The 13895-nt window shown below is 71.2% G+C and carries 11 protein-coding genes; 7 read left to right on the top strand and 4 right to left on the bottom strand.

The annotated features are described in order from the left end of the window. Positions 1 to 27 precede the first annotated feature (27 nt). A complete protein-coding gene (locus tag ACQP2T_RS31025; protein WP_433519592.1) occupies positions 28 to 720 on the top strand; it encodes a TetR/AcrR family transcriptional regulator in 693 nt (230 codons plus the stop codon). 13 nt (positions 721 to 733) lie between these two features. Here the strand turns inward: ACQP2T_RS31025 and ACQP2T_RS31020 are convergent, their stop codons facing one another. After that, on the bottom strand, positions 734 to 2272 hold the full coding sequence (locus ACQP2T_RS31020; RefSeq protein WP_433519591.1) for an alpha/beta fold hydrolase: 1539 nt from the start codon (positions 2270 to 2272) through the stop codon (positions 734 to 736). A gap of 24 nt (positions 2273 to 2296) precedes the next feature. Then, positions 2297 to 3382 (bottom strand): serine hydrolase domain-containing protein, encoded by a 1086-nt coding sequence (locus tag ACQP2T_RS31015; RefSeq protein ID WP_433519590.1) that lies wholly within the window; start codon positions 3380 to 3382, stop codon positions 2297 to 2299. Positions 3383 to 3499: 117 nt separating this feature from the next. Between ACQP2T_RS31015 and ACQP2T_RS31010 the strand changes: the two genes are divergently transcribed. Next, complete coding sequence (locus ACQP2T_RS31010) at positions 3500 to 4156, top strand: response regulator transcription factor (RefSeq protein WP_433519589.1); 657 nt, start codon at positions 3500 to 3502, stop codon at positions 4154 to 4156. 2 nt (positions 4157 to 4158) lie between these two features. Beyond that, a complete protein-coding gene (locus ACQP2T_RS31005) occupies positions 4159 to 5304 on the top strand; it encodes a sensor histidine kinase (RefSeq protein WP_433519855.1) in 1146 nt (381 codons plus the stop codon). 42 nt (positions 5305 to 5346) lie between these two features. Here the strand turns inward: ACQP2T_RS31005 and ACQP2T_RS31000 are convergent, their stop codons facing one another. Then, positions 5347 to 6594, bottom strand: coding sequence for a serine hydrolase domain-containing protein (locus ACQP2T_RS31000; RefSeq protein ID WP_433519588.1), 1248 nt, complete (start codon positions 6592 to 6594; stop codon positions 5347 to 5349). 433 nt (positions 6595 to 7027) lie between these two features. Between ACQP2T_RS31000 and ACQP2T_RS30995 the strand changes: the two genes are divergently transcribed. The 4 genes from ACQP2T_RS30995 to ACQP2T_RS30980 all read left to right on the top strand — a co-directional run bounded on the left by ACQP2T_RS30995 (position 7028) and on the right by ACQP2T_RS30980 (position 12585). Further along, a complete protein-coding gene (locus ACQP2T_RS30995) occupies positions 7028 to 9826 on the top strand; it encodes an ATP-binding protein (RefSeq protein ID WP_433519587.1) in 2799 nt (932 codons plus the stop codon). A gap of 304 nt (positions 9827 to 10130) precedes the next feature. Continuing rightward, positions 10131 to 10787 carry a VanZ family protein gene (locus ACQP2T_RS30990; protein WP_433519586.1) on the top strand — a complete coding sequence of 219 codons (657 nt, stop codon included), beginning with the start codon at positions 10131 to 10133 and terminating at the stop codon, positions 10785 to 10787. Positions 10788 to 10796: 9 nt separating this feature from the next. Beyond that, positions 10797 to 11480: a response regulator transcription factor gene (locus ACQP2T_RS30985; protein ID WP_433519585.1), complete on the top strand. Its 684-nt coding sequence runs from the start codon at positions 10797 to 10799 to the stop codon at positions 11478 to 11480. Positions 11481 to 11490: 10 nt separating this feature from the next. Then, positions 11491 to 12585: a sensor histidine kinase gene (locus ACQP2T_RS30980; RefSeq protein WP_433519584.1), complete on the top strand. Its 1095-nt coding sequence runs from the start codon at positions 11491 to 11493 to the stop codon at positions 12583 to 12585. A gap of 33 nt (positions 12586 to 12618) precedes the next feature. Here the strand turns inward: ACQP2T_RS30980 and ACQP2T_RS30975 are convergent, their stop codons facing one another. Further along, positions 12619 to 13857 (bottom strand): hypothetical protein, encoded by a 1239-nt coding sequence (locus ACQP2T_RS30975; RefSeq protein ID WP_433519583.1) that lies wholly within the window; start codon positions 13855 to 13857, stop codon positions 12619 to 12621. Positions 13858 to 13895 lie beyond the last annotated feature (38 nt).

Raw genomic sequence — 13895 nt, 5'->3', positions numbered from 1 at the left:
AGCGTATCGCAACAGTACGATGTACCCATGACTGTGTGGGACCGGCCGGAGCCGCCGACCCGACCCGCGCCCCTCGACCGGGAGCGCATCGTCGCCGCCGCCATCGCGCTGGCCGACGAGGGCGGGCTGGAGGCGGTGTCGCTGCGCAAGGTCGCCGCCCGGCTGGACGCCGGCCCGATGCGGCTGTACGGATACATCTCCACCAAGGAGGAGCTGTTCGACCTCATGGTGGACGAGGTCCACGCCGAGATCCTCCCCGAGGAGCAGCCCGCTGACTGGCGGGAGGCGCTGCGCGTCCGCGCCCACCGCACCAGGCAGGCCACCCGTCGTCACGAATGGCTGGCCGACCTGCTCGGCGGCCGTCCGGCCCTGGGCCCGAACGCCCTCGCCGTGACCGAGGCCACGCTGGCCGCCCTCGACGGCCTGGCCGACGTAGACACCGTCCGGCGTGCCGTGGAGACCGTCAGCGCTTACTTCACCGGCGCGATCAGGCGCGAGATGGCGGACGTGCGGGCCGAACGCGCCACGGGCCTGTCCAAGCGCGACTGGCAGCGCGCCTCCGGCCCGCATGTGCGCAGGATGCTGGCCACGGGCCGCTTCCCGGCGCTGGCCAAGGCCGTGCGCGAGGGCACGGAGGTGGACGCCGAGACGTCCTTCGCGACCGGCCTGGAGTGGGTCCTGGACGCCGTGGCCGCCAAACTCGCCCCGCCGTCGGCGTGACCCGCACAGGTGGTCAGTTCGGGGTTCCGCTGCCCTTGCAACCCGTGTCGATCCGGCCCGTCTCGAAGTACTTCACCACGTCGGCGGCGCATTCGGGCACCCGGGTGGTCGACACGTGCACGTCGTCGGCGACCGTGTAGACGGTGCCGCCGATGGCGTGCCGCGTCTGCAACGTCCAGCCATAGACGGACATGAACTCATATAGGTGCCCTGCCAGCACCAGTGACCCGCTCCCCCGCTTCAACGTGGGCCGCTGTACGGGCAGCGGCCACCCCTGGCACAGGGCACCCCCGAATCCCCCGGACCGGCCGGTCGCCGGATGGTGCTTCACGAGCTGCTGGTAGGCACGCCAGGCGGTGCCGAAGTCCGGCCGGCTGCTGTCCTCGTTGCACTTGACCGCCCAGTTCATGGTCATGTTCAGCATTTCGGGCGCGCCGGGCACGGGCGTCCCCATCATCTGACCGCCGCTGAGCATCTCCTTGACGGTGGGCGGGGCGCTGGTGCCCGTCGCCGTCCGCAGTTCGGCCAGTGCCTTGCCCGCGCGTACCCACTCGGACGAGATGCGCTTGGCCAGGTCGGCGACGGCCGAGCCGTCGATGGGCCGCGGCAGGTCGGTGTAGGTTTTGGGGCTCTTGTCGTAGTCGCGGACCAGCTTGGCCACCCGCTCGCGCACCTGCCGGGCGGTGGCACCGAGACCATAGGTCTCATCGTGGCGGCTCAGCCAGATGGCCATGCGCCCGAAGTTACGCTCGGCCGCCTGCGCGCTGCCCTTGGTGTGCTTCATGAGGTCGGTCCACGGCGGCGCCACGCTGTCCAGGAAGGCCCGTCCAGTGTGCTTGGGGAACAGGCTGCGGTACACCATGCCCAAAGAGCTGCCCCAGGACAGGCCGAGCAAGTTGAGCTCACGCTCACCCAGTGCGGCCCGCACCAGATCCAGGTCCTTGGCCGCGATGTCGGTGGTGAGCTGTCCGAGGAAGGCGGGGTCGGAGCGTCCGCACTTCTGGTTGGCCGCGACCTGGCCGTCGTAGATCTTCCTGGCGGTCTCCTTGGTCAGCGCGCCCGGCTCCCGCGGGCCTCCTGGCGAGAGAGGGCAGGCGACCTTGGTGCTGTATCCGACCCCGCGCGGGTCGAAGCCGATGATGTCATATCGCGCGTTGAGCGCTGTCGCCTCCTTGTTGAGTGTGGACCGCACCGGGTCCAGATAGCCGCTTTGGCCCGGCCCTCCCGGCAGGACGGCGAGGGCGCCGAGCCGGCGGGCCTTGTCGGTGGCGGCCAGCCGGGTCACCGCGATGTCGATCTTCCGCCCGCCGGGGTCGCGGTGGTTCAGCGGGACACTGACCGTCCCGCACTCCAGACGCTTCATCAGCGTCCGGAAGGCCGGGATCTGCTCCTGCGTCACGCGCAGGCTCTGGATCACCGCATCGGAGTAGTCCGGGCAGGATTTCCACTGAACGGACAACCCACCCGCCTGTACGGCGGCCGTCGCGGGCGCGGGCAGGATCAACGCCAGCACCGCCCCTGCCAGCCCGGCCAGACCCATACTCGTTGTCATGATCTTCTCTTTCGATGGCTTCGGCTATTGGCCGGGGCAGAGGACGGCTTTCGCGGCCTGGGTGACGGCGTCACCGACGGCCATGGCCCGCTCGTTGTCGATCTTCAGCGTGACGGCCACCGCGAACTGAATCCGGCCGTCCGTCGAGGAGAAGGTGGTGGAGCTGATTCCGGGCATGCCGCCCGAGGCCGCGGAGACCGTGCCACCGCACAGTTCGGGGAAGGGCCGTGGCATCTGTCGTTGCAGCTCCGCCGGCAGCAGCTTGCCCTGGTTGAGCGCGCGGTAGTAGGCGCTGACGTCGTGCGCGGTGGAGATCGCGCCTTCGGCGCCGATGGTGGCGTTGAGCCGGTCGACGTCACGTGGCCTGCCCTTGGCGTCGGGGTAGTAGCCGTGCCCGTGCGGACCCTTGATCTGGTCGGAGACCTTGGTGGCCAGATAGGTGTGCCTCATGCCGAGCGGGGCGAACAGGCGCCGCTTGAACTCACTCGCCCGGTCGTGGCCGGTCAGCTTCTCGATCATCATGCCGAGGAGGACGTAGTTGGTGGTGGAGTAGAGGTACTGTCCCGGCTCGCCCTTGCGGGGGACGGTCCGTGCGGCCTTGACCAGGTCGATCAGCTTGTAGGAGGTGGTGAAGTCGAAGACGTCGAACTTCCCGCTCTCCATGAAGTCGGGAATGCCCGAGGTGTGGCGGATCAGCTGCTGCACAGTGATCTCACTGGCCCGATCCACATAGTCGCGTTCGGCCATCTCGGGCAGGACGTCGCTGAGCTTGTCGTCCAGCTTGAGCTTGCCTTCGCTGACCAACTGCAGGATGACCGTGGCCTCCATGAGCTTGGTCTGGGACGCGATGCGGTAACGGGAACCCGGGGGGATGCGACCGCCCTTGCCATTGAGCAGCCGCGAACCCGCCGTACCCTGGGCCACCCGTTTGCCGTCGACGTACACCTCGCCGATGACGCCCACCACGCCGGCGGTCTTCGCCACGTTCCCTATCGCCTGCTGGACGTCGCCCAGCGTGAGCTTGCCGTCGGCGGTCGCGGGTGCTTGGACGCTCAACGCCAGCATGGCGGATGCCAGTGCGGTCATGCCGACCGTTCGTGCACGGCTCATTTCCGGTGATCCTCTCTTCGAGACTTCGAGGGTGATCACATCTACCGGCCGGCGCTTATCGGCCGCCGATCGGCGGACCATATGTGTTCCATATGCGGGTGTTGCGATACTGCCCGGATGCGTGTGCTCTTGGTCGAGGACGAGCGGCCCCTCGTCGGCTACATCCAGGCCGGGCTGCGTAAGCACGGCTTCACCGTCGACGTCGCCCTGGACGGCCAGAGCGCGCTGGACAAGTGCGAGATCACCCCGTACGAGGTGGTGGTCCTGGACCGGGACCTGCCCGTCGTGCACGGCGACGCGGTGTGCCGCCGGCTCGTCCAGCGGGGCGAGTCGCGGGTGCTGATGCTGACCGCCTCCGACGCGGTGGAGGACCGGGTCGGCGGGCTGATGCTGGGCGCGGACGACTACCTGGGCAAGCCGTTCGCGTTCTCCGAGCTGGTCGCCCGGGTGCACGCCCTGGTACGGCGCAGCGCACCGGCCCGCCCGCCGGTGCTGCGCGCCGCGGGCGTCGTCCTGGATCCGGCCCGGCGCAGCGCCGAGCGGGACGGGCGGCTGCTGCGCCTGACGCCCAAAGAGTTCGGCGTGCTGGAGCGGCTGCTGACCGCCAGCGGTGACGTGGTCAGCGCGGAGACGCTGCTGGAGAAGGTGTGGGACGAGCACGCGGACCCGTTCACCAACGCGGTCCGGATCACCGTCGGCACGCTGCGCCGCAAGCTCGGCGACCCGCCGCTGATCGAGACCGTGATCGGCGCCGGCTACCGGATCAGCGGGTGAGGATGGTCCGGCCGACCGCGCGGGCCAGGCTCGCGCTGCTGCAGACCGCCCTCGTACTGACCGCCGGCGCCGCGCTGACCGGGCTGACGTACCTGCTGATGCGACGCCGCGCGCTCTTCACCTACCTGGACCCGACCGGTTCCGACCCGCCGGAGGTCAAGGACCTGCACGCCGTGGTCGACCGGGTGCAGGCCGACACTCTGTCAGCGCTGCTGCCCCAGGCCGCTCTGGCACTCGTCGTGGTGACCGCGCTGGCCGCCGTGCTGAGCTGGGCGGTGGCCGGACGGGTGCTGCGGCCGATCCGCGCGATCTCCGCCGCCGCCCGGCGCCTGTCGGCCGAGAACCTCACCGAGCGGGTCCCGGTCACCACTCCCGCCGACGAGCTGTCGGCGCTGGCGGGCACGGTCAACGACATGCTGGACCGCATCCAGCGCGGCATCGCCGAGCGCGACCGGATCCTGGACAGCCAGCGGCTGTTCACCGCCAACGCCGCCCACGAGCTGCGTACCCCGCTGACCACCGCCCGCGCCGCGATCGATGTCACCCTCGACGGACACCCCAGCCGCGCCGAGCTGCTCGCGATGGCCGGCGACGTACGCGACGCCGTCGAGCACATGCAACGCGTCCTGAACGGGCTGCTGCTGCTGGCCCGTAGCCAAGCCGGCCTCGCGGCGCGGCAACCGGCCGACCTGACCGCCATCGCGGCCGCCGCCCTCGATGCCGTCCATGCGCGAGCCGCCGCCGCCGACGTCACGGTACGGCCTCGGCTCCGGCCGGCTCCGGTCACCGGCGAGCCCGTCCTGCTGGAACGGATGATCGGCAACCTGGTCGACAACGCGATCCGCTACAACCGGGCGGGCGGGCACCTGGCCGTCGACACCGACACCGCGGGCGGACGCGCCGTCCTGCGGATCTCCAACAGCGGCCGGCAGATCCCGCCCGACGAGGCGGAGACGCTGCTGGAACCGTTCGTGCATGGGCAGGGCACCCGCGTCCGCACCCACGGCCTGGGGCTGGGACTGACGATCGTCCGCGCGATCACCCTCGCCCATCAGGGACGCATCGCGGTCACCGCCCGTCCCGGCGGCGGTCTCGACATCACCATCGACCTCCCGCGCGACCCGACGGCGGATCGGCCGACACGATGACATGATGCGGTCCTTGGGTGTCGGCCCGGCCGGGGCCGCGTGTCAGCCGCCGCCTGGTGGGTTGACCGGCGCGCCGGTGACGGCCGCAGCCTCCCGCAGGCAGATGTCCAGCAGCGGCACGCCGTCGCAGTTGCTGAGGATGACACCGACCCAGCCGGTGTCCCGGTAGATGCTCCAGTTGGCGCCGATGCCACCGGCCCCGCCGCCGCGCCCGATCACCCACTGGCCGTTGATGATGCTGACCGGCATCGTGTACGCGTCGTACGACGTGGGCGCCGGGCCGGGAAGCTTGGCCCCGGCGAACAGATCCACGTAGGGCCGGTCCAGCACCGTGCCGTCGCGCAGCGCTTCGGCGAACCGGGCCAGGTCCGGCGCGGTGGCGAAGCCGTCACCCGAGGCGTAACCGATGAAGGCGCGGCCCGGATTCCTGCCTTGTGTGTTCGGGTCCACGCTGTCCTTGTCCAGGTTGCGGACGGCGTCCACCAGGCTGCCGTCGGCCTGCAGCATGTACGGGTGCGCGATGTGCTTGTCGGTGAGCCACTGCTCCCTGGTGTAGAACGCCGAGCCGCTCATACCGGAGCGTCCGAAGACATGCTTGTGCACGTAGTCCCAGAACGTCATGCCGGACACCGCCTCCACGATCTGCGCCGCCATGGCCAGGCCGACGCCGCCACCGGGAAGGTGACCATTGGACCCCGCACCGGGGACCCCCACCAGCGTCGCCTGCCGGGCCCACCGCTCGTTGTACTCGTGCACCTCCTCCCGGCTGTGGAAGACGCGTTGCCAGTCCGGCATCGGGGCGTCCAGCCCGGAGGTGCTGGTGAGCAGGTGATGGATGGTCACCTTCTCGGCGATCTCCTTGGGAAAGCCGGTCAGGTGTTTGCCCACCGGGTCCGACAGCGTCATCCTGCCCTGCTGCACCAACTGCAGGACGGCCACCGACAAGAAGGGCTGGCTCCCCGAGGAGAGGTTGAACGCGACGCCCTCGTGATTGCGGATCCCCTTCTCCTTGTCGGCCATGCCGTAGCTGCGCGACAACACCGTCCGGCCCTGGTACGACAGCAGCACCACGCCGGAGAACTTGTCCTCGGCGGCCAGCTTCGCCACGTACCGGTCGTAGGCCCCGCCGGGCCGGGTATCCGGTGGGATCCGGTCGTCCCCGGACGGCTCGGCGCGGCTGGGCTGGGCGCCTGCCAACGGCGCGCCGGCCGCCACCACTCCGGCGGCGGCGAGCCCACCCCATTTGACAAGCCGCCGCCGGTCGATACCACCTGCCGAATCGGAGTCCATGATCACAATCCTTTCCCGGTCGACATGCGCTGTGATCGATGTCCACTGAAGATGAGTCACTGTTGCGGTGGCGTATGCGATTTTCGATACGCCCGCGATACAGCGGCAGGGACGACACAACGGAGGGATCAGAATTGGACGTCGGTCATCGTGTACCACGCCGGAACGCATGTCAGCAGGACCAGGCTGTTGCTCAGTGTCCTTGACTCCGAGCAGGTTGTCGCTGACGGCCCTCTTCCCGCCGTGGGTGAGCCGGTGCTCCGTGTCGCGATGACGTGGGCGCTCGTCGGTCTTCAAGCAATCCGAGGACGTCGCCGTCGGGGTCGGTGACTGTGGCCACCAGACGGTCGCCGCCGACGTCGTGCAGGGCTCCCTCACGACCACGGATCGACGACCCGGCTCGCGCACGGAAGGGATGCGGCAAACTTGCACAGTGGTGACAGAAGTGGAGATCTCGCCTCGGGAAGCCGAGGTGCTGGAACTGGTCGGGGCCCATCTCAGCAACGCCGAGATCGCGGCACGGCTGTGCATCTCGGTACGTACGGCAGAGAGCCATGTCTCCTCGCTGCTGCGCAAGCTGGAGGTGCCGGATCGGCGGGCCCTCGCCCAGCGGGCCGGCACCGGCCCGTCTCAACCGGCACCGGTGCTGCCGGCCCCGCTGACCTCGTTCATCGGCCGGGTGAGTGAGCGGGCCGTGCTGAGCGAGAAGATCAGGACGCACCGCCAGGTGACCGCGCTCGGTCCCGGCGGAGTGGGCAAGACCCGGCTCGCGCTGGCGGTGGCCACGGAGGCGGCCGGCGATTACGGCGACGGGGTGTGGTTCGTCGACCTGGTTCCGGTCACCGATCCGGCCATGATCGCGACCGCGGTCGCCGGGGCGCTCGGCCTCGGTGAGCCGCCCGGCCGCGACATGACCGCGTCCGTGGTCGCCGCGCTGGCCGACCGCCATGCGCTGCTGGTCCTGGACAACTGCGAGCAGGTGGTGGACGGGGTCGCGCTGTTCCTGGAGCGGCTGCTGGTGGCCTGCCCGCGCTTGACGGTGCTGGCGACCAGCCGGACGCGGCTGATGGTGCCGTTCGAACGGGTGTATCTTGTTCCGCCGCTGTCGCTGACCGTCGATGGCGGGTCGGACGCGGTCGACCTGTTCATGGAACGGGCGGCGGCGGCCGGCCGGCCGCTCGACCCGCCGCCGCTCGACCAGGTCGTCTCGATCTGTGAGCGGCTGGACGGCATGGCGCTGGCGATCGAGCTGGCCGCGGCCCGGTATCCCGCGCTCGGGCTGGACGGCATCGCCGCCGCTCTGTCCCACCCGCTCCGGATGCTCACCGGCGGCTCCCGCGCCGACGAACGGCACCGCTCGGTACGCGCGGCGCTCGACTGGAGCCATGCCCTGCTGGAGCCGGCCGACCGGGCGCTGCTGCGCCGGGTGTCGGTGTTCGTGGCGCCTTTCACCGCGGCCGCCGCGGCCGAGGTGACCGGGTCCGAGCAGGGCCTCGTCGCCGACGGGCTGGCCCGGCTGACCGAACAGAGCCTGCTGACGGTGACGGCGTCCCCCGGCGGGACCGAGTACCGGGCGCTGGAGACCATCCGCCAGTACGGCACGGAGCGGCTCGCCGAGGCCGGCGAGCTGGTCGACGCCCGATCCCGGCACCTTCGCTGGTGCCTCACCAGGGCAGCCGGGCTGGAGGCGGTACGAGCAGACTGGCGGGCCCGGTTCGACCTGGTGGCCGACGACCTCCGCGCGGCCCTGGCGTGGGCGGCCGACCTGCCGGAGCAGCGCGCGGACGCGTACCAGCTCGCCCGGCACCTGGCGGAACTGACCTTCACCCGCAACCTCGTCGGAGAGTCCCAGCGGCACTATGAGCAGGCGGCCGCGCTCGCGACCGACCCCACCGCCACCGCGTCGTTGCTCCGGCAGGCCTCAGCCGTGGCAGGCTGCCGGACGATCGGTGATGACATGTACCGCCTGCGCCGCGCGGCCGCGGACGCCGCCCGCGCCGCCGGTGACACCGCCGGCGCCGCCGCCGACCTGGCGAGCGCCGCCACCATCGCCTTCCGGTTCTCGCCCACGTTCTTGCGGCTCCCGACCCGGGAGGAGGCGCTCGCGCTGATCGCCGAGGCGGGAGAGGGGGCCGGCGACGATCCCGCCGCGCAGGCCGCGATCGCACTGGCCGAGGCCGCGGTGCTCGCCGACGCGTTCGGCGCCGCCCAAGGGCCGCCCGGCAACGCCGTACCGGAGACGATCGCGCGCGCCGAGCGCGCCGTCGAGCTCGCCCGCCGGACCGGCGACCCGCTCGCCGAGTCGGCCGCACTCGACGCGCTCACCGGCGCGCAGAGCTGGGCCGGCGACACGTTCGCCACCGCGACCACGGCCCGGCGCCGGATCACGCTCCTGTCATCCCTGCCGATCACGCCGGCCGGCACCCACGAGCTGATCGACGCGCTCGGCATCGTCGCCGAGGCTGATCTCGGCACCGGGGATGTGCCAGCCGCCCGCCGATGGGCGCGCCAACTGGCCGACCATCCATCGCTGGCGGAGGCCGGTGACCGCGCCACGTGCCGGCTGCTGATGGTCGACGCGCTGGCGGGCGATGTCGACAAGGTGCTCACCGGCGGCGTCCGGTTCCTCGACGCGTGGCGGCGGGCAGGCAGCTCCGCCCGGTCGCTCCTTCGCCCGGCGGCGGCCGGGGTGGCGATGATCCACGGCCTCCGCGGCGACCAGGACGCCCGGCGCGAATGGCAGGAGATCCTGGCTCAGCTCGACACCCCACCGGAGCACGCTTACGGCTACGGGGCGGTCTTCGACGCGATACTTCTGCTGCACCGCGGTCAGGCACCGGAGGCGCTGGAGCGGATGGCCCCCGAACCCAGGCAGGTGTGGAAGTGGGTCACCTGGATCTGGCACCACTGGTATGTCGCGCTGCGTGCCGAGGCCGCCGTGCTCGCCGGGAGCCCCGGCGCTCGCGCCCGTCTGGCCGAGGCCCGGACCACCGTGCGCGGCAACCCGGTCGCCGACGCCATCGTGGAGCGAGCCGAAGCCCTGCTCACCGGCGATCAAGAGGCGCTGCTCGCCACAGCGGACGCGTTTGACGCGGCCGGCTGCCGCTACCAGTTCGCTCGGACCATGGTGTTCGCCGGCGGCCGGCATGCCGAGCGCGGCGCGGCGCTGCTCGCCGACCTGGGCCTCGCCCCGATGGCCCCTGCCCCGGCACGAACCGGGCATGCCCGATGAGAGCGCCACAGGCGGCCGGCGTGCTCCTGGTCAGCGGCGCGGAGAACCTGACGGCGCTCGCCGAGAACGTCACCGCGCTCACCCTGGCCGGCGCCCGCTCTCATCCCGCACCGTAACCGCCGGTGCCTGTCACCCCCTTCGTCGCGGACGTCGTCGAACGGGGCTCCTGTGCGTCCGGCGCGGCGAACATGTATCGCGGACGTATGGAAAATCGCATACGCCACCGCAACGGCCCTCCGGCTTCGATGAGCGCATGAACCACAGCGAATCCCTGTCAGCACCGTCCCGCCGTAGGCGCGGGATCGTGCTCCTGAGTCTGGCGATCCTCGGCATGGCGTGCGCCACGTTCGTGGTGCGGCGGCCGCTCATGATGTCCGCTCCGCGGTGCATGGCCGGGCGGTGGCACGGCTGCTTCGACACCGAGAACGGTGTGGTGCTCATGACGCTGGTCGCGCTGCCGTTGGCCGCGCTGCTGGTGTGGGCTCTGGCACGCCTCCGGTGTGCCGCCGGCGTCCGATCGGCGTGGCGGATGTCGCTGGCCGAGGTGGGCATGGTCTACGGGACGGTGCCGTTCGTGTGGATGACCATGATGCCGGGCCCGGGGGCCGGCATCGTCCCGGGTCGGGTGAGCCTGGTCCCGCTGCTGGACCTGCTCACGATGGGATTTTTCGGGATCGGCGCAAACCTGCTGATCTTCGCGGCGCTGGGGTTCTTCGCTCCGATGCGTTTCGCGGTGCTGGCGTCCGTGCCGCGCATCCTGGCGCTCGGGGCGAGCTGCTCGGTCCTGGTCGAAACCGCACAGTACGTCCTGCGGCTGGACCGGGTGTCCTCGGTGGACGACGTACTGGTCAACGCCACCGGCGCCGCGCTGGCCGCGCTGGCCTCGCGCCCCTGGTGGCGCACCACGGCGGAGGTGCCGTCGGACCAGTCCCGCCCCGTGCCTGTGACCAGTGGGTCATAGTCTTCAGGCATGCGCGTACTGATCGTCGAGGACGAACCCCACCTGGCAGAAGCCGTCCGTGACGGTCTGCGGCTGGAGGCGATCGCCGCCGACATCGCCGGCGACGGCGACACCGCGCTGGAACTGCTGAGCATCAACGCCTACGACATCGCGGTCCTTGACCGCGACATCCCGGGCCCCTCCGGCGACGAGATCGCCACCCGCATCGTCGCCTCCGGCAGCGGCATGCCCGTCCTCATGCTCACCGCTGCCGACCGGATCGACGACAAGGCCTCGGGGTTCGAACTCGGCGCCGACGACTACCTCACGAAGCCCTTCGAGCTGCAAGAGCTTGTGCTCCGTATCCGGGCGCTCGACCGCAGGCGCGCCCACAGCAGGCCACCCGTGCGAGAGATCGCGGGTCTGCGCCTGGATCCGTTCCGCCGCGAGGTCTACCGCGACGGCCGCTACGTCGCGCTCACCCGGAAGCAATTCGCCGTACTCGAGGTTCTCGTCGCCGCCGAAGGGGGTGTCGTCAGCGCCGAAGAACTCTTGGCGCGGGCATGGGACGAGAACGCGGACCCGTTCACCAACGCCGTGCGCATCACCGTTTCGGCGCTGCGCAAACGGCTCGGCGAACCCGGGATCATCGCGACGGTGGCCGGGGTCGGCTACCGCATCGACACAGCACGCGAGGGAGGGGGCGGTGAATAGGGCGCCTGGCTTGAGTGTTCGCCTCAAACTCACCCTCAGCTACGCCGGATTCCTCATGCTCGCGGGTGTCCTGCTGCTCGCCACCGTGTGGGTGTTCCTCCTGCGCTACGTACCCGACCCACCACGTGGAAGTCTCGGCCCCAACCCACCCGGATCCCACGTACCACTCCTTCGAAATCCCACCCGCGACGACCTCCTGCAGGCCTTCGCTCCGCGGGCGGCCCAGGTGCTGGCGTTCCTGCTGGTGTTCGGACTCGTGGGAGGGTGGATTCTCGCCGGCCGCATGCTCGCACCACTCACAAAGATCACGGATGCGGCACGGATGGCCGCGAACGGGTCGCTGTCCCACCGGATTCGCATGAAGGGCCGCCAGGACGAATTCCGTGAACACTCCGACGCGTTCGACTCGATGCTCGAACAACTCGAGTCTCACGTCGCCGAGCAGCAGCGGTTCGCCGCGAACGCCTCCCACGAACTGCGTACCCCACTGGCGATCTCGCGGGCGATGCTCGACGTCGCCCGCAAGGATCCCACTCAGGACCGGGACGAACTCATCGAACGCCTGCACGCCGCCAATACACGGGCGATCGACCTCACCGAGGCCCTCCTGCTGCTCAGCCGCGGCAGCCGCGGAGATTTCAGCCGCGAGAGCGTCGACCTCTCCCTCCTCGCCGAAGAAGCCGCCGAAACGCTGCTCCCCCTCGCCGAACAGCGCCGGATCACGCTGGACGTCACCGGCGGGGCGGCCCAGACCAGCGGCTCCGCCGAGCTCCTGTCGCGGATGGTGACGAACCTCGTCCAGAACGCCATCGTCCACAACCTCCCCGCCGACGGCACCGTGACGGTCCACACCGAGGCGCACGGCGACACGAGCGTGCTGCGGGTCGAGAACACGGGTCGCCGGCTCCCGCCGGAACTCATACCGACCCTCATCGCACCGTTCCAGCGCGGAACGGAACGCGTACGCACCGACGAGCACGCCGGCGTCGGCCTCGGCCTGGCCATCGTGCACACCATCGTCCGCGCCCACGACGGGACCCTCGACCTCGCCCCCGGCCCCAACGGCGGTCTCCTGGTCACGGTCCGGCTTCCCGGCACACCGTAGGGGCCTCGTTCGGGCCGGCGCCGTTCTTGGCGATCAGCCCGCGCGCAACTCCGCCGCGACCGCCCGCTCCCGCAGCTGGGTGGCCTCCGCCCGAGCCGCCTCCAGCTGAACACGGGCGTCCTCCAGCCGAGCCCGCTCCAGCCGTAGCTCCCCCCGCAACCGGTCCCGTTCCTCCGCCGTCTCGCTTGCCTGGGATATTTCCGCGGCGGCCAGTTCCCGAGCCTTCACCGCGTCGTTCAGGGCGACGGCGCGGTCCCGTTGCGCCTCGGCCGCCGCGCGTTCGGCGCTCTCCGCCCGGGCGACGGCCCGTTCCCGCTCCTGCCCGGCCGCCTCCGCCCTGGCCTCGGCCGCGGCCAGGTCCCGCTCGGCCAGCTGCCTGCCCCGCCTGGCTTCCGCCGCCTCCTCACGGGCGCGATCACTCTCCGCCCGCGCCGCCGCCGCCTCCTTCCGGGCCTGTTCGGCTCGCGCCTCCCCGTCCTTTTCCGCCCGTACGGCGCGGGCTTCGGCTTCCTTCCGCACCTGTACGACCTGCGCCTGCGCCTCCTTCTCGGCGCGTACCACCCGAGCTTCCGCCGCTGTCTCAGCCCGTACGGCCTGCGCTTCCGCCTCAGCGGCCCGCCCGTCGGCGGCCTCGACCCGCTCCGCCAGCTCCTGGAGCGCCTGATCCCTGGCCCGCTCGGTCAGCTCCGCCCGTCGTACCGCCTCATCGGCCTGCCGCTCGGCCAGATCGGCCCGGCGCCCGGCCTCCTCGGCCGACTGCAGGGCCTGCCGCTCTGTGCTGGCCGCCTCCCGCAGCGCGGCCAGCGCCTGCTCGCGAGCCCGCTCACCGTCAGCCTGCGCGGTATCCCGCTCGGCCTCGGCCTCCTCCACGCGCAGCCGCATCACGCCGGCCTCCCTGCGCGCGTGCTCGGCGGCCTCCCGCGACAGCCGTACCTGCTCGAATGCCTGTTCCCGCTCGGTACGCGCGATGGCGACCCGCGTGTGCGCCTCAGCCTGTACGGCGCTCAGCTTCGCCTCGACCCCGGCCGGACTCAGTTCTTGGGCCAGGGCCCTGGCCAGCGGCTCGATGGCGGCGGCCAGCCCGTTCTCCATCCGGTCGTACAGCTGCTCGGCGCGCGCCAGCGCCCCCTCCAGCCCAGGCGTCGCGCGCCGCATCTCCCGCTCACGCTTGGCGGCGGCCTGGCAGTCGCCTTCCGGGCAGTACGCCTTGGGCCGCCCCCTCCCCCGCCGCTGCTCGATCGGGGCCCCACAGTGCAGACACGGCGTAACCACTGTGGCTTCTGTGCTGATCTGTCGAGCGCTGCCCTGTG

This window comes from Nonomuraea sp. CA-143628 (genome assembly GCF_050942315.1).
Classification (GTDB): Bacteria; Actinomycetota; Actinomycetes; order Streptosporangiales; family Streptosporangiaceae; genus Nonomuraea.
The sequence above is the reverse complement of the archived record's forward strand: the minus strand, read 5'-3'. Positions and strand labels throughout refer to the sequence as shown.